Genomic DNA, 25358 nt, shown 5'->3' with positions numbered 1-25358 from the left:
ATCAGCCCGCCGTGGCGGGTTCGCGTTCGGCGTCGGCGTGGATCATCAGCGGCGCCGCGTCAGAGGTCACCGCCTCTTCGTTCACGACAACCTTGGTGACGCTGTCGAGTCCCGGAAGTTCGAACATCGTGTCGAGCAGGATATCCTCGAGGATCGACCGCAGGCCCCGCGCGCCGGTCTTGCGTTCGATTGCACGCTTGGCGATCGCCTTCAGCGCGTCATTGGTGAAGGACAGTTCGGTGTCCTCCAGTTCGAACAGGCGCTGATACTGCTTGACCAGCGCGTTCTTGGGCTGGGTCAGGATGGTGACCAGGGCCTCCTCGTCGAGATCCTCGAGCGTGGCCAGAACCGGCAGGCGGCCGACGAATTCGGGAATCAGGCCGAATTTCAGCAGGTCCTCGGGTTCGAGATCCTTGAAGATCTCGCCCACGCCGCGTTCGTCATTGTCGCGCACATCCGCGCCAAAGCCCATCGCCGAGCCCTTGCCACGCTGGGCGATGATCTTGTCGAGCCCGGCGAATGCCCCGCCGCAGATGAACAGGATGTTGGTGGTGTCGACCTGCAGGAATTCCTGCTGCGGATGCTTGCGTCCGCCCTGCGGCGGCACGCTGGCAACCGTGCCTTCCATCAGCTTCAGCAGCGCCTGCTGCACCCCTTCGCCGGATACGTCGCGGGTGATCGACGGGTTTTCGGACTTGCGGGTGATCTTGTCGACCTCGTCGATATAGACGATCCCGCGCTGCGCGCGTTCGACGTTGTATTCGCTGGCCTGCAGCAGCTTGAGAATGATGTTCTCGACATCCTCGCCCACATAGCCGGCCTCGGTCAGCGTGGTGGCGTCGGCCATGGTGAAGGGGACATCCAGGATCCGCGCCAGCGTCTGCGCCAAGAGCGTCTTGCCGCAGCCCGTGGGGCCGATCAGCAGGATGTTGGATTTCGCCAGTTCGATGTCGCTGCTGGTCTTCTGCGCGTGGTCGAGCCGCTTGTAATGGTTGTGAACCGCCACCGACAGCACCCGCTTGGCCGTGGCCTGGCCGATCACATAATCGTCGAGCACCTGGCAGATATCCTTGGGCGTGGGCACGCCATCGGTGGATTTCAGCCCGCTGGCCTTGGTTTCCTCGCGGATGATGTCCATGCACAGTTCGACGCATTCGTCGCAGATGAACACCGTGGGGCCGGCGATCAGCTTGCGAACCTCGTGCTGGCTCTTGCCGCAGAAGCTGCAATAAAGCGTGTTCTTGCTGTCGCCGTTAGAATTCGTCGCCATGCTCAACCTTTCCCGCTTCGGTTGCCGCCCCGGTACGTCCGGGAAACATGCGCCCGCCCACCGCACAGCTTAGGGCAGCGTGACAGGCGCCACAATGTCAAAATACCCGACTTGCCGCAGGGGGGTGCGGCACGGCAGAGGCCGCCTGCATCATGCGTCGTCATCGCCGCCCTTGGCGCGGTTCTCGACGATTTCGTCGATATGGCCCCATTCCCTGGCCTCTTCGGGCGACATGAAATTGTCGCGGTCGAGCGCCTTTTCGACCGTTTTCTTGGACTGGCCGGTATGTCTGACATAGATGTCATAGAGCCGGTCCTTGAGCTTCTGCGTCTCGGCCGCGTGGATCATGATGTCGCTGGCCTGGCCCTGGTAGCCGCCCGAGGGCTGGTGCACCATGATCCGGCTGTTGGGCAGCGAGAACCGCATTCCCGGCTCGCCGCCCACCAGCAGAACCGAGCCCATCGACGCCGCCTGGCCGATCACCAGCGTCGAGCATTTCGGCTTGATATATTGCATCGTGTCATAGATCGACAGCCCGCTGGTCACCACGCCGCCGGGGCTGTTGATGTAGATCGAGATTTCCTTGTTCGGGTTCTCGGCCTCGAGATGCAGCAGCTGGGCGACGACGAGATGGCTCATGCCGTCATGGATCGGACCGTTGATGAAGATGATCCGTTCCTTGAGCAGGCGCGAAAAGATGTCATAGGCGCGTTCGCCGCGACTGGTCTGTTCCACCACCATCGGCACGAGGGTGTTGGCATAGGTATCGACGGGATCAAACATGATGGGCTGCCTGCTCTGGTTTCCGCCGGGACCATACCCGACGATACGTTTCGTAAGTCTTAGTGTCGGCATCCGGGGGCTTCAAGGGCTGAACACTTGCCATCTGCGGCCGGTCAGCCGCCGGCGCCGAGGCAGGCGGCCACGGTTTCGGCCAGGTTTTCCAGCAGGCGGGCATAAAGCGCCGGGCCCGGTTCGAGGCCGGAGCCCAGCGGGTCGAGCAGGGCCACCGTGACATCCGCGTCCCCGGCCAGCATCGTCAGCAGGCGGTTGCTGTTCTGCGGTTCGCCGAACGCGCAGCGCACGCCGTGGTCGCGCAGGGTCGCGCGCAGGTCGGCCACGCTTGCGGGCCCGGGATCGGTGGCATCGCCCGACCGCACCGCCCCTGCGTTGGTCAGGTCATAGCGCGTTTCGAAATAGCCATACCCGTCATGGGCGGTGACGAAGGGCCGGTCATGAACGGCGGCGAGCTGGTCCGCGAGCCTCTGGTCCAGCGCCGCGAGATCGTGCGCCGCGCGCGCGGCGTTTTCCCGGTAGAGCGCCGCGTTGCCGGGATCGGCTTCGGCCAGCGCCTCGGCGATCGCGGCGAGCCAGGCGATGCCGTTGCCCGGATCGAGCCAGGCATGGGGGTCGGTGTCGCCATGGGCCTGTGCGTGATCGTGCCCGTGATCGTCGTCATCATGGGCGTGCGCGTGATCGTCGTCAAAGGTCAGCTGCCGGGTGCCGGGGGCCTGCAACAGGGCCAGACGCTGGGCCGATGGTGACAGGGTGGCCAGCGGATCGGTCAGCCATGGCGTCAGCTCGGGCCCGATCCAGATGACGATATCCGCCTGCTGCAACGCGCGGGCCTGCGAGGGGCGCAGCGCGAACCCATGCGGCGATGCGCCGGGGCCCAGCAGCACATCCGGCGCGCCCAACGTGCCGGTCACCTGCGCCACCAGAGACTGGACGGGCGCGATATCGGTCATGATGCGCGGCGGGCCGGCCCAGGCCGGGACAAGCGAGAGAGCCACGCAGGAAAACACGGACAGCAGACGATGGAATTGCACGTTCGGACCTCTGATTCGGGCTGGTGTCGGGCCGGAACCGATAGTATGGATGTTATAACATATCAACCCGAACAGGCCGATGACCCAGAGCTCCCAGCCCGCCTTTGCCCCGCATGACCACAGCCACTGCATATCGGATGCCCTGCGCATGGCCGAACGGCGCTGCACCGAGCGTGGGGTGAAATTCACGCCTGCGCGCCGGCGCGCGCTCGAGATCCTGCTGGCCGAACACCGGGCGCTGGGGGCCTATGACATTCTCGACCAGTTCGCGGCCGAGGGGCTGGGATCGCAGCCGCCGACCGTCTACCGGGCGCTGGAGTTCCTCGTCAGCAACGGGCTGGCGCATCGGATCGAGCGGCTGAACGCCTATGCCGCCTGCAGTTGCCTCGGGCGCGATCACGTCCCGGCCTTCCTGATCTGCCGGGCCTGCCGCGCGGTGGCCGAGGCGGAAACCGGGCTGGAACAGGGCCGTCTGGGCGAGGCGGCGCGCGCGACCGGTTTTTCGCTGGAACGGGTGGTGGTCGAGGCCGAGGGGTTGTGCCCGGCCTGTGCCCGGACCGAGGCTGCCGCGCCATGACGCAGGCGCTGATCGAAACCGTCGGGCTGGGCCTCGATCTGGACGGAAGGGCGATCCTGCGGGGGATGGATTTCAGCATCGAACCCGGCGAGATCGTGACCATCGTCGGGCCGAACGGTTCGGGTAAATCCACCTTTCTGCGCATGCTGATCGGGGCCATCAGGCCAAGCTCGGGACGGGTCGAACGGATGCCCGGCCTGCGGATCGGCTATGTGCCGCAGAAACTGGCCCTCGATCCCGCCCTGCCGATGACCGTGAACCGGTTCCTGAACCTGCCGCGCCGCGTCGGTGCGGCCCGTGCCGCCGATGCGCTGGCGCTGGCCGGCGCGCCCGAGGTCGGCGACCGCCAGATGGCGGACCTGTCGGGGGGGCAGTTGCAGCGCGTCCTGCTGGCCCGCGCCCTGCTGGAAGACCCGCAGCTGCTGCTGCTCGACGAACCGACCCAGGGGTTGGACCAGCCCGGCGCCGCCGCTTTCTATCGCCGCATCGAGGAGGTCCGGCGCGGAACCGAATGCGCGGTGCTGATGATCAGCCACGATCTGCATGTGGTGATGGCGGCCTCGGATCGGGTGCTGTGCGTGAACGGGCATATCTGTTGCCAGGGCACGCCCGAGATCGTCGCCGACGCGCCCGAATACCGGGCGCTGTTCGGGTCGGGAACCGGCGGGGCGCTGGCGCTCTACCGCCACGAACACAGCCATTCCCACGACGATGACTGCGCAGGGGCAGAAGAGGGGCAACATCACTGATGCTGGACGATTTCGCGATCCGGGCGGCGCTGGCGGGGCTGGGCGTGGCGCTGGCCGCCGCGCCGCTGGGCTGTTTCGTGGTCTGGCGGCGCATGGCCTATTTCGGCGAGGCGACCGCCCATGCGGCGATCCTCGGCGTGGCGCTGGCGCTGGCGCTGGACCTGCCGCTGCTGCCCGCCGTGCTGGCGGCGTCGCTGCTGATGGCGGCGGCGGTGACACTGCTGTCGGGGCGCGGCTTTGCGATGGATACCGCGCTCGGGGTGCTGGCCCATGCCGCGCTGGCCGCCGGTCTGATGGCGGCGGCGCTGTTCACCGATGCGCGGCTCGACCTGATGGGGTTCCTCTTCGGAGACATATTGGCCGTGGGCCGGTCGGACCTGGCCGTGATCTGGACCGGCGCGGCGCTGGTCATCGGTCTGACCGCGTGGCGCTGGCAGGCGTTGCTGGCGGCGACGCTGAACCCCGACCTGGCCTGGGCCAGCGGTATCGATCCGCGCCGCGAACAGGCCGGGCTGACGATCGCGCTGGCCGCGGTGGTGGCAGTGGCGATCAAGGTGGTCGGCGTGTTGCTGGTGGCGGCGCTGCTGGTGATCCCCGCCGCCGCCGCCCGACCGCTGGTGCGCACACCCGAGGCGATGGCGGCCGGGGCGGCGCTGATCGGGGCCGCCTCGGCGCTGGGTGGCATCTGGGCGGCCTTCAGGCTGGACGCGCCCACGGGCCCCAGCATCGTCTGCACCGCGGCGCTGTTGTTCCTGCTGGCCTCGCTGATCGGCGGCCTGCGCGGGGCCGCCGGCAAATCAGCCCGGTCCGGGACGAAGCCCGAGAATTGACCGCGCCTGCGAGGGCGTGGCCACGGGGCGGCCATGTTTCGCGCATAGCTCGGCCGTCCGCCGCACCAGCGCGGCGTTCGAGGGCGCGAGCGTGCTGCGATCCAGCCGGATGTTGTCCTCCAGCCCGGTGCGGGCATGCCCGCCTGCGGCAATCGACCAGTCATTGACCCGGATCTGCCCCGCCCCAACGCCGGCGGCGCACCACGGCGCGCCGGGCAGCAGGCGATCGACGGTGCGGACGTAGAAATCGAACACCTCGCGATCCACCGGCATCGCGTTCTTCACGCCCATCACGAACTGGATATAGGGCGCGTCGGCGATGCGGCCCTCGCGATGGAGTTTCACGGCCTGGAATATATGAGACAGGTCAAAGGCTTCCACCTCGGGCTTGATGTCGTGGGTCAGCATTTCGCCGGCGAGCCAGTCGACGAGCTCGGGCGGGTTCTCATAGACGCGGGTGGGAAAGTTGTTGGAGCCCACCGACAGGCTCGCCATGTCCGGGCGCAGCGACAGCATGCCGCCGCGTTCGGTCCCGGCCCCGGACCGACCGCCGGTCGAGAACTGGATGATCATGCCGGGGCAATGGGTCTCGAGCCCCTCCTTCAGCCGTGCGAATCTCTCGGGGTCGGAGCTCGGGGTGCCATCTTCGTTGCGCACATGGGCGTGGCAGATCGAGGCCCCGGCCTCGAAGGCCGCCTGCGTGCTTTCGACCTGTTCGGCCACCGTGATCGGAACCGCGGGATTGTCCGCCTTGGTGGGAACCGACCCGGTGATGGCGACACAGATGATGCAGGGGTTCGGCATTGGGAAATCCTCGGATCGGTTCCAGTGGATGCGCCAGCCCGTTCCCCGGAGGCTCTGCCCGGGGTCGGCCGGCGCGGTCCGTCCCATCCTGCGCATCTGCGCTGGCGCGGCAAGCCCCTGTCGCGCATCGGGGCGCGTTCCCGTCCATGTCGCGGCAGGCCCGGAACCCGGGTCAGGGGCCGCGCAGATCCTTGGGCGATCCCATCACCACATAGGTGGTCAGCGCGGTCACATGGGGTGAGGTGCCCAGAACCTCGGTGTGAAAGGTCTTGTAGGCGGGCAGGTCGGCGCATTCGACCCGCAACAGGTATTCGATGGTCCCGGTGATGTTGTGGCATTCCGCCACCTCGGGGGCGCGGGCGACGCTGCGTTCGAACGCCTCCTGCGCGGCCTTGGTGTGTTCGCCCAGCCCGACGCCGACATAGGCCACGAAGCCGACACCGCGGGCAGCGGGGTCCAGCACCGCACGGTATCCGGTGATCACGCCTCTGCGTTCGAGATCCTGGACCCGGCGCAGGCAGGCCGAGGGCGACAGGCCGACTCGACCGGCCAGCTCCAGGTTGCTGATCCGGCCGTCGGCGGAAAGCTCCTGCAATATTCGGTCATTCATTTTGTCAGAACGTGTCATGGATTGCTGCAATAGCCCGGAATGGCTGAAAAAGGCAATCTCATGCCGGTAATGTTGCGCAATTATTGCGCCATGACAACCGACCTGATCACCGCCCTGGCCCTGTTTGCCTTTGTTTCCTCCGTCACGCCGGGACCGAACAACCTGATGCTGATGGCCTCGGGGGCCAATTTCGGGTTCCGCCGGACGCTGCCGCATATGCTGGGCGTGGCGCTGGGGTTCGTGGTCATGCTGTGGCTGGTCGGCGCCGGTCTGGCCGGCCTGTTCGAGACCGTGCCGGGCAGCCATACCGCGCTCAAGGCGGTCAGCGTGGGATACCTGCTGTGGCTGGCGTGGAAGATCGCCAATGCCGCGCCCACTCGGCCCGGCGCCGGGGGCGGGCGGCCGATGACATTCCTGCAGGCGGCCGCCTTTCAGTGGGTCAATCCCAAGGCCTGGGCGATGGCGCTGACCGCCGTCACCGTCTATACGCCCGACCGCAGCCTGGCCGCCATCGCGGTGGTGGGGCTGGTCTTTGGCGCGATCAACCTGCCCTCGGTCGGGTCCTGGACGGTGCTGGGCCAGCAGATGGCGCGGTTCCTGACCGCCCCGGCGCGGCTGGTCCTGTTCAACCGCGCCATGGCGGCGCTGCTGGTGGCCTCGCTCTACCCGGTGCTGTGGCCGGGCTGACAGGAGGCGGGGTCACGCCAGCGGCACGCAGATCTCGGTCAGCAGGTCCTCGGGCGCGGTCTGCGAGGGATCGTTGAGATAGACCTCGAACGGGGCGCGGTTGGCGGGGTCGCGACCGCAATCGGGCAGGAACCCGCTATACATCGCCTCCCATGCGGCGGCGAGGCCGGAATAGTCGCCCTTGACCGTCATCACCGCATGGGGGCCGGCGGGCAGGTCCACGGCGTGCAGATCCGCAGGCATGTCCAGAGTCTCCGCCACGATTACGCCGGCCTCGCTGTGCAGCTCCGATTCGGGCGTTTCGCCCGGATCGCTGTAATAGACCGCCGCCATGCCGCGTGCATGGGGCCAGAGATTGCGGGCGGTGAACACGGCGCTGACCTCCTGGAAGGCGCGGCCGATCTCGGGAAAGGGGCCGGTATGGGTCAGCGCGGCAAGCCGCCGGGCGGGCAGGTCCCTGATTTCGGTGGGGTGCATTACGAGGTCTCCTCTGGTCAGTTCGGTGGGCAGGGCGTGCGCCACGCCGGCGGCACGGAATTCACCGGGGCCCTGGCCGTAGAAACGGCGGAACAGGCGGGCAAAGCTCTGCGGGTTGTCATAACCCGCACGGGCGGCGACGATCTCGACCGGCCAGTCGGTCTGCACCAGCCAGCAGGCCGCGCGATGGGCGCGGATGCGGCGCACGGCGCGGGCGCAGGTTTCACCGGTCATGGCGCGGAACACCCGGTGCCAGTGAAAGCGCGACATCGCCGCAACATCGGCCAGCTGGTCCAGCGACAGATCGCCGTCGGGATGGTCATATATGTACTGGATCACGCGGCGGACGCGGGTTTCGTAGTCGGTGCGCGACACTTCCTTCTCCTTTGTCCGCAGGCATAGCGGGTTGCCGGTCACAAATCTTGCTTTGTTGCATCCCGCCCCGGCTGCGTTCATATAGCCGGACATGATCCGCTCACGCGAGGCTGCATGACCCAGTATCTGGATTTCGAAAAACCGCTGGCCGAAATCGAAGGCATGGCCGAGGAACTGCGCGCCAAGGCCCGCGCCAATACCGAGATGGATGTCTCGGACGAGGCCGCCGCGCTTGATGCAAAGGCCGCGGCGCTGCTGGGCGATCTCTATCGCAACCTGTCGCCGTGGCGGAAATGCCAGGTGGCGCGGCACCCGGAGCGGCCGCATTGCAAGGATTACGTCGAGGCGCTGTTCACCGATTTCACGCCGCTTGCCGGGGACCGGGCGTTTGCCGACGATCTCGCCGTGACCGGCGGGCTGGCCCGGTTCCAGGATTGCCCGGTGATGGTGATCGGCCATGAAAAGGGCAGCGATACCAAGTCGCGGCTGGCGCATAATTTCGGCATGGCCCGGCCCGAAGGCTATCGCAAGGCGGTGCGCCTGATGGACATGGCGGGCCGGTTCGGCCTGCCGGTGGTCACGCTGATCGACACCACCGGCGCCTATCCCGGCAAGGGGGCCGAGGAACGCGGCCAGTCCGAGGCGATCGCGCGGTCGACCGAGATGTGCCTGAAGATCGGCGTGCCGCTGGTGTCGGTGATCATCGGCGAAGGCGGCTCGGGCGGGGCGGTCGCCTTTGCCACCGCGAACCGTCTGGCGATGCTGGAACATTCGGTCTATTCGGTGATCTCGCCCGAGGGCTGCGCGTCGATCCTGTGGAAGGATTCCGAGAAGATGCGAGAAGCCGCCGAGGCGCTGCGCCTGACCGCGCAGGATCTGCAGAAGCTGGGGGTGGTCGACCGGGTGATCCCCGAACCCAAGGGCGGTGCGCATCGCGACACGGGCGCGACCATCGCGGCGGTCGGCAAGGCGCTGGCGAGGATGCTCAAGGATCTCGACGGCATGAGCGCCGAGACATTGGTCAAGGATCGCCGGCAGAAGTTTCTCGACATGGGCAGCCAGGGGCTGGCCGCCTGACCGGGGGTCAGACCCGCTGAACCGAAACCGCGGCGCGGGTCAGTCGGCCGCGGCGGCGATCCTGCTGGCGAACAGGTGGTCCAGATCTCTGCGCGCCCCGTCGGCCAGCGAGGTGAAGGGCGGCACCACATTGGTCCATTGCGCGGGCTGACCCAACTGCCTGCCCACCAGGTATTTCACCGCCGGGACGAGGGGATGGCGGCTGATCGCGGTTCTGATCGTCCCGATCCGGTCCAGCAGTGCGGGATCGGGCCGCGCGCGATCTGCCCAGACCCGTCCGCATAGCGGGGCAGACAGGTTGACGGTTGCCGAGATGACGCCCGCGAACCCCGATCGCGCGGCCTCCTCCAGCGAGGTTTCGGAACTCGGGAACACCGCGAAGCCCGGCAGGCGGCGGGCCAGGTCTCGGCACCAGGCCAGATCGCCCGAGGAATCCTTGATCCCGGTGAACCGTTGCGGGTGGGCGCGGTGCAGCCGTGCGATCAGGCCGGGCGGCAGGCCGATCCCGGTCATCTGCGGGAAATTGTAGAAAAAGATCCGGATCCGGCGCCCCGTCAACGCGCTGTCCAGGGCCTCGAACCAGCGGAACAGGCCGTCATCAGTGCCGGGTTTGTAGTAATAGGGCGGCAGGACCAGCGCGACCGGATAGCCCAGATCGTCGGCATGCAGGGTCAGGCGGATCGTGTCCGCCAGCGCCGGCGTGCCGGTTCCGATCATCAGGCGGCTGACATCCAGCGCGTCCGCCGCCCAGCCCATCACCGCGCGGCGCGTGGCGGCATCGAAGCTGTTCGCCTCGCCGGTCGAGCCGAGAATGTTCAGCCCGTCGCAGCCATTGGCCAGCGCCCAGCGGCAATGATCGAGAAACGGCTGTCGCATCGGCGACAGGTCCTCGTCCACCGGGGTGGGAACGGCTGCGACGATCCCCTGCATCACGGCATCCTGTTCAGGCCGACGCGCCGGCCTGTTCCTTTTGCAGGATCTCGACCATCAGGTCCCGCATGATGAATTTCTGCGGCTTGCCGGTGACGGTCATCGGCAGTTCCGGCACGATGCGGACATGGCGGGGGATCTTGAAATGCGCGATCTGCCCCTTGCAGTAATCCCGCAATTCCTCGCCATCAAGCTCGACCCCCGGCCTGGCCACCGCCCAGGCACAGATTTCTTCGCCGAATTTCTGGTCGGGGATGCCGAAGACCTGGACCTCGCTGATCTTCGGGTGCCGGAACAGGAATTCCTCGATCTCGCGCGGATAGATGTTTTCGCCGCCGCGGATGATCATGTCCTTGACGCGCCCGACGATGGCACAGAACCCGTCCGCATCGAGCGTGGCGAGGTCACCGGTATGCATCCAGCCGTCGCGGATGCTGGACGCGGTCGCCGACTTGTCGTCCCAGTATCCGATCATCACCGAATAGCCCTTGGTGCACAGCTCGCCCTTTTCCCCGACCGGCACGGTTTCGCCGTTGGGATCGACGATCTTGACCTCGAGATGCGGGTGGATGCGTCCCACGGTCTCGCAGCGCTTGTCGGTGGGATCGTCGGTAAAGCTCTGGAACGACACCGGCGAGGTTTCGGTCATGCCATAGCAGATCGTGACCTCGTCCATGTGCATGTCGTCATGCACCCGGTGCATCACGTCGATCGGGCAGGGGGCGCCGGCCATGATGCCGGTGCGCAGGCTGGACAGGTCGCGTTTGCGGGTGTCCAGTTCCTGCAGCATGGCGACGAACATGGTCGGCACGCCGTAAAGCGCCGTGGCGCGTTCGGCCTCGATCACATCAAGCGTCTGCGCGGGGTCGAAGGCTTCGCCCGGAAAGATCATCGTCGCGCCCTTGCTGACGCAGCCCAGCACCCCCATGACCATGCCGAAACAATGATAGAGCGGCACCGGAATGATCAGCCGGTCGGCTTCGGTCAGGTCGATCCTGTCGGTGACGAAACGGGCATTGTTGACGATGTTGAAATGCGACAGCGTCGCCCCCTTGGGCATGCCGGTGGTGCCCGAGGTGAACTGGATATTGATCGGATCGTCGGGTTTCAGCCCGGCGGTGATCGGGTCGAGCGCGGCGATATCATCGGCGCTGCCCATGTCGCGCAGCGCGTCGAAGGACAGGATGCCCGGGCCGGGCTCGGGGTCCATCACGATGATATGGCGCAGATCCGGCAGCTTGGCGGCGCGCAGCGGCGCACCTTTCGTTTGCGCCAGTTCAGGCGCGAGGGTCTGGATCATGCCCAGATAGTCCGAGCTCTTGAAGGCCCGAGCGGCGATCAGCGCCGTGCAGCCGACCTTGTTCAGGGCATACTCCAGCTCGGCCAGGCGGTAGGCGGGGTTGATATTGACCAGAACCAGCCCGATCCGGGCGGTCGCGAACTGGGTCAGCACCCATTCGAACCGGTTGGGCGACCAGATGCCGACGCGATCTCCCTTTTCCAGGCCCAGCGCACGCAGGCCGGCGGCCAGCCTGTCGACCTCGCGGCTGAACGCGCGATAGCTCAGCCGCAGGCCGGCGTCGGAAAAAACCACCGCGTCCCGGTCCCCGAAACGGGCGACCGTATCGTCCAGAAGATGCGGGATCGTAACAGTCGCAAGCGCGGGTTCGAGCGCCCCCCGGACATGAGAAAGCCCGTTTTCAGGCGCGGTCGTGGGGTGGTTTCCGGATGTCATCGAAAATGTCTCCTTGGGCAGGGCCGGGGGGATGAAAGGTCTCTTTACGGGTCAACATGGCATGGCGCCGAGGTGATGCCTAGCGGACCTTTTGACCTAGGGGAAGGCCGGTGGGTGCGGCCCGTAGGCGCGAGCGGGCCGGTGAAGGTCTCTGCCCGCGTCATTCGTCGGCGTGGCGCGGTGGTCACGCCCGGTCGATTGCAGATCGTCGGCGGGTATTTCATGGCCGGTGCCGCCTGCCGGCCTAGGATGCCGGGATGCGTTCGCGGCCCTGAAAGGGCGCGGTCTGCGGCATCAGGTCCGCACGGCCCGCGTCATGTTCGCGCGCCAGCAGGCCGGTGAAATGCGCAGCGGCGATGCTGGCCCCGCGGATCGCCGGATCGGGGCCGGTCGGGCAGGCGCCGAACCGCGCGTGGGGCAGGTCGAGCCGGGACCATTGCGCCGGTCCGCACCGGGCATCGCCCTGAACCGCGACGACGCCGTCGCAGCCCGCCGGATAGACCGGCGCCCCCCGCGCCGGGGCCGAGGCCACCAGCCATTTGCCCGCCGCGCGGACCGCTGCCACCGCACGGACCAGTTCGGGCGGGTTCCGCGCGATCCCGAACGAACACTGCACGATCCGCGCATCCGATCGTGCAGCGCGTTCGAGGGCTTCGCAGACCGCGACGACAAAGGTGTTCAAGTGGCCGGGAAACACCACATGGCTGTCGAACGCGACCCCGGGCGCGTTCCGCATGATCGCGGCCGCCATCTGGCCCGCGTGCCGGGCGGCGGGGCTGCGGTCTGCGTCCGGGTGCGGCTGGCAATGCAGGTGGCGGTGCCGGCAGGCTGGCATCACAACGGGCAGGGGGCCGTCGATCAGCGCCACGACCATCATGCCGATGCCCCGTTCAAGTCCAGAACGCGGTCGAACGGCCCATATGCCTCTTTCGTCGCATGGGTGGTGATGATCCGGGTCCGGTCGGGGAAAACCCTGTCGATATGGGCGATGATCCGCGCCACGCCGGGTGGGTCGACCTCGGACAGGGCTTCGTCCAGGATCAGGATATCGAACGGTCTCAGAAGGGCGCGGGCGAGGCAGATCCGCTGCCGTTCGCCACCCGACAGGGTCAGGCCGCTTTCGCCCAGCACGGTGTCCAGCCCGCCCGCGTGGCGGAACCGGTCGGCAAGCCCCAGCATCTCCAGCAGGTCCCGGACGCGCCCGTCGGCATCCCCAGCACGCCAGAAATCGTTAGGCAGGAACAGGTTGTCGCGCAGGCTGGCCCGCACGATCAGGGGCCGTTGCGACACGAACGCGATATGGCGGCGCAGCCGTTCCGGTGCGATCGCGTCGATTCGGACGCCACCCAGGCATGCGGTTCCCGACAGGGGCGCCTCCTGGCCTGTCAGCAACATCAGCAGGCTGGTCTTGCCCGCCCCGCTCGGCCCCGAAAGCGCCAGCTTCGTGCCTTGGGGAATGTCCATGCTGACCGGTCCGGCCAACGGTTTGCCATCGCGGCCCCAGCACAGCCGGTCGAGGCGCAGCGCGAACCCGGCCGGCTCGGCGGCAGCGGTTGCGGCGGGTGCCGCGCCGCCCATCAGCGCGTCCAGCCGTCCCAGCGCCACCTTGGCGCGGGCCTGCGCATGCCACAGCCCCAGCAGCGACTGCATCGGGCCGATCATGAACCCCATATAGGCGATGAAGGCGATCAGCGATCCCAGCGGCCAGTCGCCCCGGATCACCACGATGCCCCCGGCCACGAAGATGCAGGCGCGCATCAGCGCCGACAGGATCTGCGGGACCGCGCGGGTAAATTCGCCCCAGCGCTGCTGGATCATCAGGCGGCGGTTGAGCCGGTCCTGGTCGGACAGGCTGCGCGCGCGCGCCCAGCCGGTGCCGTCGGCGATCTGCAGGGCGGGCAGGGCATGCAGCGTTTCCGACAGCCCGGCGGTCAGGCGCCCGCGCGCGCTGCGGGCCGTGCCGGCCAGCCGCTCGGTGCGGGGGCGTGCCCAGACCAGGAACAGCAGTTCCACCGGGGCGAGGACCCCCGCCACCAGACCCAGTTTCCAGTTCAGCACCATCAGCATGGCAGTGCCGCCGACCAGCCGCACCACCGAGGACATCCCGCCGAGCAGCGCAGTGAAGGCAAATTGCTGAACCTCGCCGGCATCCCCGTCGATCCGGGCCAGCATCTCGCCCGCCCGCTGCCCGGCAAACCAGCGCTGCGGCCTCGCGATCAGCGCGTCGAGCAGCGCGCGCCGCAGGTCGGCCAGCATCCGCACCGAGGCCCGCATGTGCAGGATGTTGTTGACCGCGCCGAGCCCCACCGCCGCCAGCCCCACCGCAAACAGCGCCGCCGACCATCCGACCAGCGCCCCGGTGTCTCCGGCCATCAGCCCGTGGTCGATCACCAGTTTGCTGAGATAGGGCGGGATCAGGCCCAGCCCCGCCGCGACGAACCCCAGCAGCAGCAGGACCGCCAGCCGATGCCGGTAGGGTCCGAGAACGGGCATCAGCCATGTTGCCGGCGCGGCGCCGAACAGCGCCGTCGCGAGGCGGGCGAACAGATATGCAAACGGCCGGGGCAGCGACGGATGCCCCGGCCCGCGCCGGCCGGTCTCGGCCAGCCCGGTCATCCCTGCGGCACGACCTGCAGGGTCGCTACCGACATGTCGCCGCCCGAGGGCATCCGGATCTCGCCGATCCGTTCGAGCGTTTCGGTGTCATAGATGCCGATATCGTCGTTGGTGCCGCCGACATAGACCTCCTTGCCGTCGCTCGAGATGTTGATGACGTAATAGGTGTGCGGCAGGTCCACCCGTTTGACCAGTTCCTGTGTCTCCAGGTCGTGTTTGGACAGCTGGGTATAGACCGCGTAGAGGTGCTTTGGATCATGCGGCGTGCGCACGGCCGAGAACATCAGCACCTCGAAGGACGCGAAATCTGCGATCTCGGTTTCGCCGGTGGTCAGGTCCACCGTTTCGTAGCCCCAGACGAAATCCGCCATTTCCTGCTGCGTTTCATCGGTGAACCTGGCGGCGGTATACATCAGCAGGAACTCGTCGTTCTGCGACCCGGTCGGCCAGAAGGCCAGCACGTCCGGGGGGCTGTAGGTCGGCCGGTCCCAGCTGGCATTGGCGATCGCGGTTTCGGTCTCGCCGCTGGCGGGATCGACACGGAAGATGTCATGCCCGGCGATATAGACCTGGCCGTTGCGGTCGGTTGCCATCAGGGTCGACCGGCGCGGGGCAGGGTGCAGCGCCACCGGTTCGGCGCTCAGCCCGGCGCCGGTGTCATAGACCGCGAATTCGGCCGGCAGCACCTCGAAGCGGTCGGCATGCAGCCGCACCGGGTTGCGCACCGTGTAGAGCTGGCTGCCATCCTTGGATACCGCCAGCGAGGCGATCGACCGGCGGATCACGTCCTCGGTCGATTGCGCCGCGTGAAACACGGTGTCGCAGGTTTCGATGTCCACCCCGATCACGTCCTGCCAGTTGTTGACCAGCACATAGGCGATGCTGTTGTCCGGCGACATCGCGATGATGCCGGGCAGCGGGTTGCTGGCCAGGTTGCAGTCGGTTTTCAGCGCGCGCTGTTCGGCGTCGAACACATAGAGGTTCGACGGCCGCGCCACGGTGACCAGCAGATCGCCGGCCAGGGCGGGCAGCGCCGCAAACGCGGAAAGGGCCGCCGCTGTCAGTAGCTTTCTCATCGGGTCTCTCCTCAGGTCTCGGCGTCTTTGGGATAGGCGGCGCCCAGCGACCGCCAGTCCCGGGCCGCGTTGTCAGCATTGTCGTCCCAGCCGGTGTGGTTGACGGTGATGTCGGGAACCTGGGCGGGCCACCAGCAGGGATCGGAACACCCGTAGAGATCGGCCTCCATCGGCTGGCACAGGGCGGCGACGCCCCCGAAGGGATCGACCTCCCATCCCGGATCGAAGGTGGTCGCGCACCCGGCGGTCACGGTCTGCATGGCCCGGACCTCGTCCATCCTGTCTTCGGCCGCCGCCCGTTCGACGCGTTCGGCTTTCTGGTTGAGCGGTTTCATTTCCCAAACGCCCTCCTCGGCGAGATATGTGTGTGAAAATATTCGGGGGCTTCGCGGATTAGCCGTGAATAGATCCCGATCCCGAAATCGACCCAGTCGCGCATCAGGTCGCAATAGTGATAGGCCGGTTTCAGCGGGTCCGAGAAATGGGCATAGCTTTCGTGATAGCAGCCGCCCGCGCACAGGTTGCGGATGCGGCAGGTGGCGCATCCCTTCTCGGTCCGGTCCGAGCGCGATTTAATGAACCCGGCCAGCTCCTCGCGCGCGATGCCGGTTTCCACCGAGCCGAACGGGTCCAGTTCGGAGCCGACGAACCGGTGGCACAGGTTCAGCGCCCCGTCATGGTTGACCGCCAGCATCCCGACCCCGGCGCCGCAGGGCAGGGCCTTGGACCGGCCTTCCCACAGGTCCTGCATCAGCTGGTGCATGTTGGAAAACCCGATATTGCGCCCCTCCAGCGCCTCGGCCAGGAACAGCGCGCCCAGCGATTTCATGCCGGAAAACACCTCGCCCAGTTCGTCGCCGCTGAGGTTGAACGCGTCCATCTCGCCCGAGGTCACGGGCGAGAACCCGACCTCGGCGAAACCGATATCGTTCTTGAGATGATCCCAGATTTCGTGGATCCGGGTCACCCCGGCGGTCAGCGTCACCCGCACGCCCACCGGTTTCGACCGATACCGCGCCAGCAGCATGCGCGCCTTCTTGGCCACCGCGTCATAGGTGCCCTTGCCGCCGACCGTCTTGCGGTTGAGATCGTGCATCGCCTTGGGCCCGTCCATCGACACGGTCAGGCCGAAACGGTGCCGGTCCAGCCAGTCCACGATCTCCTCGGTCAGCAGCGTGGCGTTGGTCGTCAGACTGAAATTCACCGCGCTGCCCAGCGCCGCGAAATGCGGTTCGGCCCAGTCGACCACCTGCCGGATCAGGGGCAGGTTCGACAGCGGCTCGCCGCCGAAGAAGACGATGTTGTAGCTGTCGCGGCCGGGATTTTCCCGCAGCAGCAATTCGACCGCGCGGCGCGCCGTGTCAAAGGCCATCTTCTGGCCCCGGGATGGGATCGCCAGGTCCTCCTTGTAGCAGTAGGAACAGGCCAGGTTGCAGCCGGTGTTGACGTTCAGGACGATGGTCGTCAGCGGAAAGGCCTCGATCTCGATCGGCGGGCGTTCCGGTTTGAGCGGTCGGCCGTCATTGACCACGTCCAGCCGCAGGAACGCGTCGAGCCGCGCCGCCGCATCAGATGCCGCGGCCTCTCCGAACCGCCGGTCGATGTCGTCGCGGGAAAACCCGGCGTCGTGATCGGCGGCGAAATCCAGAACGGCGCGGTCGATGTCATCCATGTCGAACAGCGACGTGGTGGGCACATGGAACAGCACCTCGCGCCCGTCCACCGCAACCCGGTGCGCATTGGCCGGTTGAAAGTGAAAATCCTTCATCGGGGTCTCCCTTCGCTTACCGGATCGGCGGGTCGATGAACCGCTGGACCGTGACGATCAGCGTTGCCGCGCTGGTTTGGCCCATCGCGTTGGCGACGATCTTCAACTCGCCCGCATTGTTGGTGGTGAACGGCCGGTCCGGGTTCGGGCCGGCGAGCGCCGGGGTGAAGATCCCGACCTGGTCGATCTGGCCGGCATGGCCGGCGTCGTCCATCCGTTCGGCCTGTTCGTGCAGGTTGGACACGCTCCATTCCGCCGCGATCCGGCCGATGCGCACGTCATCGTCGGTTCCGGCCTCGCCATCGGGCCCGTTCCACAGTCCGATCGCCTTGAAACGGGCAGGCACGGCAGCCGGGCTGATGTCGCTGCCGCCGCCCACGCGGGCGATGGTAAAGGCCGGTTCGACCGCGATACCGTCGAGCGAGGCATAATGGGCGATGCTGCCCTGCGCGTCGCCGCTGGTGAAGGTCACGATGCCGTTGCCTTCGGTCTCGAGCGTGACCGCGGCACCGTAGTCGTTGGCCGTCGCGGCCCCGGCGCTGGCGTCAAGCGTGCCCAGCCCGCTGCCCACCACCTGCACCGTGGCGGCGCCGGCGGGAATGGCCGAGGGGACGGTGCCCAGGATCACGGCCCCCGAATCTGCCCCCGTATCTGCCCGTGCGCCGGTCAGGCGGCCGCCGAGGCTGTCGGTGTCGCGCAGGAACTGCCGCCCTTCGATGGCGGTGCCATCGGCCGACACCGCCAGCACCTGCCGATAGCTTTCGCCGCCGATATCCAGCGTCGCGCGCCATTCATAGCCGGTATAGAGGTTCATGTGACCGCTCACCGGCAGGCTGGCGCCCTCGGCGGTGACCATCGTGCCGCTGACCTGATAAGGCGATGCCTCGCCGGAAACAGTCAGCCGGCCATAGGCCTCGCCCGCCCGGGGCAGTTCGGTCATCACGATCCAGTCACCCGCGACGGCGGTCTTGTCGTGGTTCTGCCAGTCGGTCCATTCCCGGGTTTCCAGCGGATAGGTTTCGGCAAGGAAAGGCGCCATTTCCTCTTTGGCGATCCGATACCATTCGCGGTCCCGACCAAGCGCCTGATATTCGATGGTCGGGTAGTTGCCGACATGGAAATCCATGTGCAGCAGCCATTCCTCGGCGGTTCTGCGTTGAAGCGCGGCCCGGGCCTCGGTATGGCAGCGCGCGCACATCGACCCCATCGGTTCGTCCGGGGCCTCCTGCGCGTCGGGATCCTTTTCCAGCGCATAGCGGAACGGGAGTGTTTCAGCCGGGGCCAGGCCGCGGGTGTCGGACAGGAACTGGACCAGGCTGCGCCGTTCGTCGGCGGTCACCTCCAACCCGTGCTGGTGCTGCATCCGGACGATGGTCATCATCCAGCCCTCGGGCGTCTTCCGCTGGCCTTCGATCCGGCTCAGATCAGCGCCGGTCGCGGTGTGGCACCGGCCGCATTTGTCCTGCAGCATCTGCTGATCCGCGCTGGCGACCTGGGCGCCGAAGGCCGTCATCAGGGCCAGGGCGCTCAGACAGCTTGCTTGTTTTCGCATGTCGATTTCTCCTCGTCGAAAGTCCGGAAGCGGATCGTCGGGCCTTGGCCCAGCCCGCGGTCGATCAGCCAGCCATGCACCCGTTCGGCCACATCCGCCGGGCTTTGGGGCAGGTATCTTTGGTGAAAGACGGCCGCCGCAGGCAGCGGGCGCCCCCGTATCGCACGCAGCACCGGGGCGATTTCCTGCCCCATGACAAAGGCCGCGCCGCCGGGATCGGCACTGGTCACCAGGACCTCGCCCCGACCCAGTTCGCCGTTGCGCAGCAGCACCCGTGGTTCCAGCCGCGGGGTGGCAAGGGCCGGATGGGCCGGTTCGGTATCGGGCCAGAGCCGCCGCGCCCGCCAGAAACCGCCGGTCTGACCGGAGGTGGCATAGAAATCGCGCCCGATCCGCGCCTGGCGCCAGAAGGTCTCGACCACGCGGTCGCGATAGAACGCGCGGGCAAGGTCGGTCTTTCCGCCGAAAATCGCCCGCGCCAGCGGCAGCGCCATCAGGGCCGATGATATCGCCCAGAACAGCCCGTGCCCCGACAGCGGATCCAGCGCCACCGCCGCATCGCCCAGCCGGGGGCAGCGCAGGTCCAGCACCGGTGCGTTGAGCCGGGACGCGGCGGCGCTGACAACGGGCCGGGCGGGGGGCGCGATGCCGGGGGAGCCGGGAGCCCCGGCGCCCAGCACATGCTGCCAGAGCCGGCTGACCCGCGCCTGCGCGCCGCGCAGATTGGCAAGGGCGCTGGCATCGCCGACCACCTGCATCCAGTCGCGTCCATCGGCGAGCCGGGCCTGCCACGTCCAGCCCTCGGGCCGGGCCTCGATCACCGATCCGGGGTCATGGCCGTCCGGCCGGGTCACGAATCCGGCCATGCTGATCGTGTCGGGGCCGGTCCAGCCGCCGCGCCGGGTGCCGGAACGCGGAAGGCGCGGCGCGCGGCGGCCACGGGCCTCGAACAGCAGGCCAGCCCGCAATTCGCGCCCGTCCGCCAGCCGGATCATGCCGGTTTCGGGCAGGACGGAGGCAATCGCGCCTTCGAACAGGCGGACACCTTCGCGCCGTGCCTGCGCCAGCAGCCCGTTGTCGAACCGGGCGCGGCGCACCACATGTTCCACGTTCTGGTCGCCGCGAAGATCGCCCCAGATCGCCCGCCGCTGGCTGGGCGGTGCGACACCGTCCAGCGCGATCCGGTGGGCGCGCAGGATGGCCGCGACGCGCGGGGACAGGCCTTCGATGCGTTCGCGGGAGGCCGGCAGCGTGGCGATCCCGACCCGGAACCCGGCCCGTGCCAGCAGGATGGCCGCGACCGCGCCCGCGGGCCCGCCGCCGGCAATCGCGATATCGAACAGATCGAGCCCCTGCGCCATCCGGCCATTAGGGGGACCGGTCATTCCCGGTCGCCAGAACATTGCCGGACACCGACACGACATTTCCGGACAAAATGAGGCACGGCCCGTTTGAAACATGTGCGCGCGACTGATTTTTGTTGGTTGCACGCCCGGCGTAGTGCTAGCGTGACCGGGTTCACGACAAGCCAGTTCGATGCCAGACAGCTACCGACCGAACATCGTTTCAACCGCTCTCAACGATCCCATTCGCGTTGCGAAGCAGAAGGGCGGCGATGTCGCGCGGATCTGTGAACGCGCCGGTATCAGCGACGACCTGACGGGCGACATGATGTCGCTGGACGATTTCGTCCGATTCATCCAGGTCGCGTCCGAGGACCTGGGCGCGCCGGATTTCGGCTGGGAGGCCGGCGCCAGCTTTGACCTGCGCAACATAGGCGAGGTCGGGCGGTTCATCCTCGAGGCGCCGACGCTCGGCGCGGCATTGACCCTGTTCCGCAAGGCATTCGCGATGGTGCAGAGCGATTCCGAACTGAGCGTCACCATCGAAGGTGACGAGGCGGTGCTGAGCTATCGCATCCTGGACTTGAGCATCTGGCCCCGGCAGCAGGATATCGAACTGACCCTTTCGGTTTTCCACCGGCTGCTCAAGACGCTCGCCGGCGCGGACTGGCGGCCGACGCTGATGACGCTGGAACATGACACGAGCGCGATCTGGAAGAACGCCTCCATCGGGCCAAACTGCCGGATCCGCTATGAGGCCGCCACCAACAGCCTGCGGTTCCCGGTCGCGCTGCTTGACCTGCCGATGAAACCCGTCGACAGCAAGGGGTTCACCATCCTGTCGAGCGCGCTGTCGCAGGAGGCATGCAAACGCGAACGCGAGGCGCCCGTCACCGTCCGGGTCCGGCGCGAGATCATCCGCAGGCTGGGGCGCGACACGGTGGACCAGACCGAGATCGCGCGGGTTCTGGGCTATTCGCGCCGCACGCTGCGCCGCCGGCTGGTGGCCGAGGATCGGTCTTTTTCCGGCATATTGTCGGATTGCCGGATCCGCTATGCCGAACATATGCTCTGCGCCTCCGGGCGGCCATTGTCGCAGATTGCCGACCGGCTGGGCTATGCCGAGGTTTCCGCCTTCGAGCGGGCCTTCAGGACGCGCAAGGGCATCACGCCGGCGCAGTTCCGCAAGCATGACGATACCGGCAAGGACGCGACCCCGGCTCTGTCCGGGTGATCCCGCGCCCGGCGGCGGGGGCCGCCGGGTTCTGCTGGACCTTCCGCGCCGCTTGGTCCATATCATGCCCAACGGATTTCGGAGGTTTCCATGGGAATCGGGTCATCATTGCTGCGCGCGCTGACGTGGTGGAACGGGCAGACGCTCAACACCCAGCTTTTCACCTGGCGCAAGGGGGTGAAAGTGGGCGAGGACGAACAGGGAAACGTGTTTTATCGGAATGCCGATGACAGCCAGCGCTGGGTGATCTTCCAGGGCGAGGTCGAGGCCAGCCGGATCAGCCCGGACTGGCATGGTTGGCTGCACCGCACATGGGACGAACCGCCGTCGGACAAGCCGCTGGCGCACAAGGATTGGGAAAGGCCGCATCAGGAGAACCTGACCGGGTCGGCGCTGGCCTATGCCCCCGCCGGGTCGCTGCGGCAGGCACGTCCGGCCGACCGCCGCGACTACGAGGCCTGGAGCCCCGAGTAACTCTGAGCAACCCCGGCCTACCGGGCGTGTAACCCCGAGGAACCCGCGACATGTCGCACAATACGACCGAGATCATCGTCGGCGGCATCGTGCTGGCTGCCGCCATCGGCTTTGGCGTCTATGCCGGGCAGGCCACCGGCCTGTCGCGGGATGGCGGCGGTTATGAGTTGCATGCCTCGTTCCGGTCGCTGGAAGGGATCAACGTGGGCACCGATGTGCGCCTTGCGGGGGTCAAGATCGGCACCGTCACGGAAGTGGACCTGAACCCCGAAACCTATCGCGCGGATACCACGTTCACCGTCCGGCAGGGGATCGACGTGCCCGATGACAGCGCCGTGGTGATCTCGTCGGAAGGCCTGCTTGGCGGCAATTTCGTCGAGGTGATGCCCGGCGGTTCGCCCTTTTTCTTCGATCCCGGCGACGAGGTCGAAGATACCCAGGGCGCGGTCAGCCTGATTTCGCTGCTGGTCAAGTTCGTCACTGCCAGCGGGGTGGGCGAGTGATCCGGGCCATCCTGTTGTCACTGGCGCTGTCGCCGGGCATTCCGCCCGCGCTGGCGCAGAACCAGGAACCGGCGTCGTCGGGCCGCGGCGCGGTCCTGCGCGGCCTGGACAAGGTCAACGGTGAAACCGTCGATGTGGAACTGCAAAGCGGCGGGCGCGTGCCCGTGTTCGGGCTGACCGTGGATCTCGCCGATTGCCGCTATCCGAACGAAAACCCCACCGGCGATGCCTTTGCCTGGCTGACGATCCGAGAAACCGGCCATGACGAGGTATTGTTCGAGGGCTGGATGATCGCCTCGTCGCCCGCGCTCAACGCGCTGGATCACAGCCGCTACGATATCTGGGTATTGCGCTGTATCACGTCCTGAGCCACCGGGATCGGCGGTGCGGCAAACCCGGCCTCGCGCCCGAGCGCCTGTTTCAGCCGCCGCATATACGCGGCGCGGGGGATCTCGATCGCGCCGAGTGAGGCCAGGTGATCGGTCACGAACTGGGTGTCGAACAGGGTGAAGCCGCCTTCGCGCAGGCGGTCGACCAGAAAGGCCAGCGCGATCTTCGAGGCATCGGTGCGGCGCGAGAACATGCTTTCGCCGAAAAACGCGGCCCCCAACGCAACGCCATAGACCCCGCCGGTCAGCGCGCCATCCTGCCGGATTTCGAGGGAATGGGCGAAACCGCGCCGGTGCAGCGTGACATAGGCGCTAGCAATCTCGTCGCTGATCCAGGTTTCGCTGCGGTCGGCGCACCCGGCGAGCACGCCCTCGAAATCGCGGTCAATCGTTACCTCGTAATCGCCCCGGCGCAGCCGCCGCGCCAGCGATCGCGAGATGTGAAACCCCTCCAGCGGGAGAATGCCGCGGCGCTTCGGTTCGACCCAGAAGATATCGGGGTCGTCGCGATGCTCGGCCATCGGAAAGACGCCATGCGCATAGCCGGCCAGCAGGATCTCCGGTGTCAGCGCCATGTCGGGGCCGCGCCGGTCAGCCGGGCAGGTGGCTGTCGAGCCAGTGTTCCAGCCAGTGGATGTTGTAGTTGCCCGACAGGATATCCGGTTCCTGCAACAGCGCGTTGAACAGGGGCACGGTGGTATCGACGCCATCGACGATGAGCTCGCCCAGCGCCCGGTGCAGCCGCGCGAGCGCCTCGGGCCGGTCGCGGCCATGCACGATCAGCTTGCCGATCAGGCTGTCGTAATAGGGCGGGATCGAATAGCCGTCATAGAGCGCGGAATCCATCCGCACGCCCAGCCCCCCCGGCGTATGATACTGGCTGATACGGCCGGGGCTGGGGGTGAAATTCGGCAGCTTCTCGGCATTGATCCGGACCTCGATCGCGTGACCGTTGATCGCCAGGTCGTCCTGGGTAAAGGACATCGGTTCGCCCGCCGCGACAAGGATCTGTTCGCGCACCAGGTCGACCCCGAAGATGCCCTCGGTCACCGGATGCTCCACCTGCAGGCGGGTGTTCATCTCGATGAAGTAGAATTCGCCGTTCTCGTAGAGGAACTCGATGGTGCCCGCGCCGATATAGTTGATCCGCGCCACCGCATCGGCACAGATCCGGCCGATCTTCGCGCGCTCCTCGGCGCTGATGCAGGGGCCGGGGGCTTCCTCGAACACCTTCTGATGGCGGCGTTGCAGCGAACAGTCGCGTTCGCCCAGATGCACCGCGTTCCCGCGCCCGTCGCCGAAGACCTGGATCTCGATATGGCGCGGCGTGGTCAGGTATTTCTCGATATAGACCTCGTCATTGCCGAAATTGGCCTTGCCCTCGGCGCGCGCGGTCAGGAACGCCTTTTCCATGTCGGCGTCCGAGGCGGCGACCTTCATCCCCTTGCCGCCGCCGCCGGCGGTGGCCTTGATGATGACCGGATAGCCGATCTCGGCCCCGATGCGCCGCGCCTCGTCCAGATCGGTCACGCCGCCGTCAGAGCCTGGAACGCAGGGTACGCCGAGCGATTTCATCGTATCCTTGGCGGTGATCTTGTCCCCCATGACGCGGATATGTTCGGCGGTCGGGCCGATGAAGGTCAGCCCGTGATCCTCGACCGCCTGCACGAACTTGGCGTTTTCGGACAGGAACCCGTAGCCGGGGTGGATCGCCTGCGCGCCGGTGATCTCGCAGGCCGAGATAATCGCCGGGAAGGACAGGTAGCTCTGCGGGCTGGGCGGGGGGCCGATGCAGATGCTTTCGTCGGCCATACGCACATGCATCGCGTCGCTGTCGGCGGTGGAATGCACCGCCACCGAGGCGATGCCCATTTCACGCGCGGCCCGCACCACGCGCAGCGCGATCTCTCCGCGGTTGGCGATCAGGATCTTGTCAAACATCGCCGCGCCTTACTCGATGATCACGAGCGGGGTGCCGAATTCCACTGCGGCGCCATCCTCGACCAGGATGCGCTTCACGGTGCCCGAAGTCGGCGCCGGGATGTGGTTCATGGTCTTCATCGCCTCGACGATCAGCAGCGTGTCGCCTTCGGAGACCTGCGCGCCGGTGGTGATGAAGGCGGGCGCGCCCGGTTCGGGCTGCATGTAGACCGTGCCGACCATCGGCGACGTGACCGCGCCGGGATGGCTGGCCGGGTCCTCGGCGGGTTCCGCCGGTGCTGCCGCGGGGGCCGGGGCAGGGGCGGCGGCGGGTGCCGCGGCTACCGGCGCGGGGGCAGGGGCCGCCACCACCGCCGCGTGCGAGGTCACGCGGCTCACGCGCACGTTCAGGCTGTCATCGGCGCCATAGTCGCGTTTGACCTGAATTTCGCCCAGATCGTTTTCGCGCAAAAGCTCGGCAAGCGCGGTGATGAAGGCCACGTCCGATTCGTGCTTGTTCTGTGTCATGTCAT

At 67.2% G+C, this 25358-nt stretch carries 27 protein-coding genes; 9 read left to right on the top strand and 18 right to left on the bottom strand.

Going from position 1 to position 25358, the window contains the following annotated elements:
- Position 1 precedes the first annotated feature (1 nt).
- The 3 genes from clpX to C6Y53_RS00480 all read right to left on the bottom strand — a co-directional run bounded on the left by clpX (position 2) and on the right by C6Y53_RS00480 (position 3099).
- Complete coding sequence (gene clpX / locus C6Y53_RS00490) at positions 2-1270, bottom strand: ATP-dependent Clp protease ATP-binding subunit ClpX (RefSeq protein WP_106470649.1); 1269 nt, start codon at positions 1268-1270, stop codon at positions 2-4.
- A gap of 150 nt (positions 1271-1420) precedes the next feature.
- A complete protein-coding gene (locus tag C6Y53_RS00485; RefSeq protein WP_106470648.1) occupies positions 1421-2053 on the bottom strand; it encodes an ATP-dependent Clp protease proteolytic subunit in 633 nt (210 codons plus the stop codon).
- Positions 2054-2166: 113 nt separating this feature from the next.
- A complete protein-coding gene (locus C6Y53_RS00480; protein ID WP_244614907.1) occupies positions 2167-3099 on the bottom strand; it encodes a zinc ABC transporter substrate-binding protein in 933 nt (310 codons plus the stop codon).
- 79 nt (positions 3100-3178) lie between these two features.
- On the opposite strand from C6Y53_RS00480, the gene C6Y53_RS00475 reads away from it, so the two are divergent.
- From C6Y53_RS00475 to C6Y53_RS00465, 3 genes are read left to right on the top strand one after another with little or no spacing between them, the layout of a single operon-like run.
- Positions 3179-3676, top strand: a complete 498-nt coding sequence (locus C6Y53_RS00475) for a Fur family transcriptional regulator (RefSeq protein ID WP_106470647.1) — start codon at positions 3179-3181, stop codon at positions 3674-3676.
- Positions 3673-4425: an ATP-binding cassette domain-containing protein gene (locus C6Y53_RS00470; RefSeq protein ID WP_106470646.1), complete on the top strand. Its 753-nt coding sequence runs from the start codon at positions 3673-3675 to the stop codon at positions 4423-4425. Before C6Y53_RS00475 ends, C6Y53_RS00470 begins: the two co-directional genes overlap by 4 nt.
- On the top strand, positions 4425-5255 hold the full coding sequence (locus tag C6Y53_RS00465) for a metal ABC transporter permease (protein ID WP_106470645.1): 831 nt from the start codon (positions 4425-4427) through the stop codon (positions 5253-5255). Before C6Y53_RS00470 ends, C6Y53_RS00465 begins: the two co-directional genes overlap by 1 nt.
- Here the strand turns inward: C6Y53_RS00465 and C6Y53_RS00460 are convergent.
- Both C6Y53_RS00460 and C6Y53_RS00455 read right to left on the bottom strand, forming a co-directional pair.
- A complete protein-coding gene (locus tag C6Y53_RS00460; RefSeq protein ID WP_106470644.1) occupies positions 5223-6059 on the bottom strand; it encodes a 3-oxoadipate:acetyl-CoA acetyltransferase in 837 nt (278 codons plus the stop codon). The genes C6Y53_RS00465 and C6Y53_RS00460 overlap by 33 nt on opposite strands.
- Before the next feature lie 172 nt (positions 6060-6231).
- Positions 6232-6687 carry an Lrp/AsnC family transcriptional regulator gene (locus C6Y53_RS00455; RefSeq protein WP_106470643.1) on the bottom strand — a complete coding sequence of 152 codons (456 nt, stop codon included), beginning with the start codon at positions 6685-6687 and terminating at the stop codon, positions 6232-6234.
- A gap of 72 nt (positions 6688-6759) precedes the next feature.
- Between C6Y53_RS00455 and C6Y53_RS00450 the strand changes: the two genes are divergently transcribed.
- The gene (locus C6Y53_RS00450; RefSeq protein ID WP_106473869.1) at positions 6760-7356 is read left to right on the top strand and encodes a LysE family translocator; all 597 of its coding nucleotides are present in this window, start codon (positions 6760-6762) and stop codon (positions 7354-7356) included.
- Between the two features lie 12 nt (positions 7357-7368).
- Here the strand turns inward: C6Y53_RS00450 and C6Y53_RS00445 are convergent, their stop codons facing one another.
- Positions 7369-8208 (bottom strand): AraC family transcriptional regulator, encoded by an 840-nt coding sequence (locus tag C6Y53_RS00445; protein WP_244614906.1) that lies wholly within the window; start codon positions 8206-8208, stop codon positions 7369-7371.
- Positions 8209-8322: 114 nt separating this feature from the next.
- Between C6Y53_RS00445 and C6Y53_RS00440 the strand changes: the two genes are divergently transcribed.
- Complete coding sequence (locus C6Y53_RS00440) at positions 8323-9285, top strand: acetyl-CoA carboxylase carboxyltransferase subunit alpha (RefSeq protein WP_106470642.1); 963 nt, start codon at positions 8323-8325, stop codon at positions 9283-9285.
- A 39-nt stretch (positions 9286-9324) separates the two neighbouring features.
- Here the strand turns inward: C6Y53_RS00440 and C6Y53_RS00435 are convergent, their stop codons facing one another.
- The 9 genes from C6Y53_RS00435 to qhpG all read right to left on the bottom strand — a co-directional run bounded on the left by C6Y53_RS00435 (position 9325) and on the right by qhpG (position 20347).
- Positions 9325-10215 (bottom strand): dihydrodipicolinate synthase family protein, encoded by an 891-nt coding sequence (locus tag C6Y53_RS00435; RefSeq protein ID WP_106470641.1) that lies wholly within the window; start codon positions 10213-10215, stop codon positions 9325-9327.
- A 13-nt stretch (positions 10216-10228) separates the two neighbouring features.
- Positions 10229-11950, bottom strand: coding sequence for an AMP-binding protein (locus C6Y53_RS00430; protein ID WP_106470640.1), 1722 nt, complete (start codon positions 11948-11950; stop codon positions 10229-10231).
- 244 nt (positions 11951-12194) lie between these two features.
- Positions 12195-12827, bottom strand: coding sequence for a S8/S53 family peptidase (locus C6Y53_RS00425; protein WP_106470639.1), 633 nt, complete (start codon positions 12825-12827; stop codon positions 12195-12197).
- Positions 12824-14566 (bottom strand): ABC transporter ATP-binding protein, encoded by a 1743-nt coding sequence (locus tag C6Y53_RS00420; protein ID WP_106470638.1) that lies wholly within the window; start codon positions 14564-14566, stop codon positions 12824-12826. The genes C6Y53_RS00425 and C6Y53_RS00420 overlap by 4 nt, the downstream gene beginning before the upstream one ends.
- Positions 14563-15642, bottom strand: coding sequence for a quinohemoprotein amine dehydrogenase subunit beta (gene peaD / locus C6Y53_RS00415; RefSeq protein ID WP_106470637.1), 1080 nt, complete (start codon positions 15640-15642; stop codon positions 14563-14565). Before peaD ends, C6Y53_RS00420 begins: the two co-directional genes overlap by 4 nt.
- An 11-nt stretch (positions 15643-15653) precedes the next feature.
- Positions 15654-15977, bottom strand: a complete 324-nt coding sequence (qhpC, locus tag C6Y53_RS00410; protein WP_106470636.1) for a quinohemoprotein amine dehydrogenase subunit gamma — start codon at positions 15975-15977, stop codon at positions 15654-15656.
- A complete protein-coding gene (gene peaB, locus C6Y53_RS00405) occupies positions 15974-17410 on the bottom strand; it encodes a quinohemoprotein amine dehydrogenase maturation protein (protein ID WP_106470635.1) in 1437 nt (478 codons plus the stop codon). The genes qhpC and peaB overlap by 4 nt, the downstream gene beginning before the upstream one ends.
- A gap of 16 nt (positions 17411-17426) precedes the next feature.
- Positions 17427-18962 (bottom strand): quinohemoprotein amine dehydrogenase subunit alpha, encoded by a 1536-nt coding sequence (gene peaA, locus C6Y53_RS00400; protein WP_106470634.1) that lies wholly within the window; start codon positions 18960-18962, stop codon positions 17427-17429.
- On the bottom strand, positions 18938-20347 hold the full coding sequence (gene qhpG / locus C6Y53_RS00395) for a flavin-dependent monooxygenase QhpG (RefSeq protein WP_149615425.1): 1410 nt from the start codon (positions 20345-20347) through the stop codon (positions 18938-18940). Before qhpG ends, peaA begins: the two co-directional genes overlap by 25 nt.
- Positions 20348-20498: 151 nt before the next feature.
- On the opposite strand from qhpG, the gene qhpR reads away from it, so the two are divergent.
- From qhpR to C6Y53_RS00375, 4 genes are all read left to right on the top strand, one after another.
- The gene (qhpR, locus tag C6Y53_RS00390; RefSeq protein ID WP_106470632.1) at positions 20499-21539 is read left to right on the top strand and encodes an AraC-like transcriptional regulator QhpR; all 1041 of its coding nucleotides are present in this window, start codon (positions 20499-20501) and stop codon (positions 21537-21539) included.
- Between the two features lie 90 nt (positions 21540-21629).
- Positions 21630-22013, top strand: a complete 384-nt coding sequence (locus C6Y53_RS00385; protein WP_106470631.1) for an NADH:ubiquinone oxidoreductase subunit NDUFA12 — start codon at positions 21630-21632, stop codon at positions 22011-22013.
- A 50-nt stretch (positions 22014-22063) separates the two neighbouring features.
- Entirely contained in the window at positions 22064-22516 is a 453-nt protein-coding gene (mlaD, locus tag C6Y53_RS00380; RefSeq protein ID WP_106470630.1) for an outer membrane lipid asymmetry maintenance protein MlaD, read from the top strand.
- Complete coding sequence (locus C6Y53_RS00375) at positions 22513-22884, top strand: DUF2155 domain-containing protein (RefSeq protein ID WP_106470629.1); 372 nt, start codon at positions 22513-22515, stop codon at positions 22882-22884. The genes mlaD and C6Y53_RS00375 overlap by 4 nt, the downstream gene beginning before the upstream one ends.
- Here C6Y53_RS00375 and aat read toward each other — a convergent pair.
- Genes aat through accB form a run of 3 tightly spaced genes read right to left on the bottom strand, consistent with a single transcriptional unit; the run spans position 22848 to position 25353 of the window.
- On the bottom strand, positions 22848-23480 hold the full coding sequence (aat, locus tag C6Y53_RS00370; protein WP_106470628.1) for a leucyl/phenylalanyl-tRNA--protein transferase: 633 nt from the start codon (positions 23478-23480) through the stop codon (positions 22848-22850). The two genes, C6Y53_RS00375 and aat, sit on opposite strands and share 37 nt — an antisense overlap.
- Before the next feature lie 16 nt (positions 23481-23496).
- Positions 23497-24846, bottom strand: a complete 1350-nt coding sequence (gene accC / locus C6Y53_RS00365) for an acetyl-CoA carboxylase biotin carboxylase subunit (protein WP_106470627.1) — start codon at positions 24844-24846, stop codon at positions 23497-23499.
- 9 nt (positions 24847-24855) lie between these two features.
- Positions 24856-25353, bottom strand: coding sequence for an acetyl-CoA carboxylase biotin carboxyl carrier protein (gene accB, locus C6Y53_RS00360; RefSeq protein ID WP_106470626.1), 498 nt, complete (start codon positions 25351-25353; stop codon positions 24856-24858).
- Positions 25354-25358: the final 5 nt, after the last annotated feature.

Source organism: Pukyongiella litopenaei (assembly GCF_003008555.2).
GTDB classification, from domain to species: Bacteria; Pseudomonadota; Alphaproteobacteria; order Rhodobacterales; family Rhodobacteraceae; genus Pukyongiella; species Pukyongiella litopenaei.
This window is presented reverse-complemented; position numbering and strand designations above follow the sequence as displayed.

What these genes read in the sequence shown, in the direction of transcription:
- clpX (WP_106470649.1), bottom strand. Translation starts at nt 1,270, where the DNA reads ATGGCGACGAATTCTAACGGCGACAGCAAGAACACGCTTTATTGCAGC.
- C6Y53_RS00485 (WP_106470648.1), bottom strand. Translation starts at nt 2,053, where the DNA reads ATGTTTGATCCCGTCGATACCTATGCCAACACCCTCGTGCCGATGGTG.
- C6Y53_RS00475 (WP_106470647.1), top strand. Translation starts at nt 3,179, where the DNA reads ATGACCCAGAGCTCCCAGCCCGCCTTTGCCCCGCATGACCACAGCCAC.
- C6Y53_RS00470 (WP_106470646.1), top strand. Translation starts at nt 3,673, where the DNA reads ATGACGCAGGCGCTGATCGAAACCGTCGGGCTGGGCCTCGATCTGGAC.
- C6Y53_RS00465 (WP_106470645.1), top strand. Translation starts at nt 4,425, where the DNA reads ATGCTGGACGATTTCGCGATCCGGGCGGCGCTGGCGGGGCTGGGCGTG.
- C6Y53_RS00460 (WP_106470644.1), bottom strand. Translation starts at nt 6,059, where the DNA reads ATGCCGAACCCCTGCATCATCTGTGTCGCCATCACCGGGTCGGTTCCC.
- C6Y53_RS00455 (WP_106470643.1), bottom strand. Translation starts at nt 6,687, where the DNA reads ATGACACGTTCTGACAAAATGAATGACCGAATATTGCAGGAGCTTTCC.
- C6Y53_RS00450 (WP_106473869.1), top strand. Translation starts at nt 6,760, where the DNA reads ATGACAACCGACCTGATCACCGCCCTGGCCCTGTTTGCCTTTGTTTCC.
- C6Y53_RS00440 (WP_106470642.1), top strand. Translation starts at nt 8,323, where the DNA reads ATGACCCAGTATCTGGATTTCGAAAAACCGCTGGCCGAAATCGAAGGC.
- C6Y53_RS00435 (WP_106470641.1), bottom strand. Translation starts at nt 10,215, where the DNA reads ATGCAGGGGATCGTCGCAGCCGTTCCCACCCCGGTGGACGAGGACCTG.
- C6Y53_RS00430 (WP_106470640.1), bottom strand. Translation starts at nt 11,950, where the DNA reads ATGACATCCGGAAACCACCCCACGACCGCGCCTGAAAACGGGCTTTCT.
- C6Y53_RS00425 (WP_106470639.1), bottom strand. Translation starts at nt 12,827, where the DNA reads ATGATGGTCGTGGCGCTGATCGACGGCCCCCTGCCCGTTGTGATGCCA.
- C6Y53_RS00420 (WP_106470638.1), bottom strand. Translation starts at nt 14,566, where the DNA reads ATGACCGGGCTGGCCGAGACCGGCCGGCGCGGGCCGGGGCATCCGTCG.
- peaD (WP_106470637.1), bottom strand. Translation starts at nt 15,642, where the DNA reads ATGAGAAAGCTACTGACAGCGGCGGCCCTTTCCGCGTTTGCGGCGCTG.
- qhpC (WP_106470636.1), bottom strand. Translation starts at nt 15,977, where the DNA reads ATGAAACCGCTCAACCAGAAAGCCGAACGCGTCGAACGGGCGGCGGCC.
- peaB (WP_106470635.1), bottom strand. Translation starts at nt 17,410, where the DNA reads ATGAAGGATTTTCACTTTCAACCGGCCAATGCGCACCGGGTTGCGGTG.
- peaA (WP_106470634.1), bottom strand. Translation starts at nt 18,962, where the DNA reads ATGCGAAAACAAGCAAGCTGTCTGAGCGCCCTGGCCCTGATGACGGCC.
- qhpG (WP_149615425.1), bottom strand. Translation starts at nt 20,347, where the DNA reads ATGACCGGTCCCCCTAATGGCCGGATGGCGCAGGGGCTCGATCTGTTC.
- qhpR (WP_106470632.1), top strand. Translation starts at nt 20,499, where the DNA reads ATGCCAGACAGCTACCGACCGAACATCGTTTCAACCGCTCTCAACGAT.
- C6Y53_RS00385 (WP_106470631.1), top strand. Translation starts at nt 21,630, where the DNA reads ATGGGAATCGGGTCATCATTGCTGCGCGCGCTGACGTGGTGGAACGGG.
- mlaD (WP_106470630.1), top strand. Translation starts at nt 22,064, where the DNA reads ATGTCGCACAATACGACCGAGATCATCGTCGGCGGCATCGTGCTGGCT.
- aat (WP_106470628.1), bottom strand. Translation starts at nt 23,480, where the DNA reads ATGGCGCTGACACCGGAGATCCTGCTGGCCGGCTATGCGCATGGCGTC.
- accC (WP_106470627.1), bottom strand. Translation starts at nt 24,846, where the DNA reads ATGTTTGACAAGATCCTGATCGCCAACCGCGGAGAGATCGCGCTGCGC.
- accB (WP_106470626.1), bottom strand. Translation starts at nt 25,353, where the DNA reads ATGACACAGAACAAGCACGAATCGGACGTGGCCTTCATCACCGCGCTT.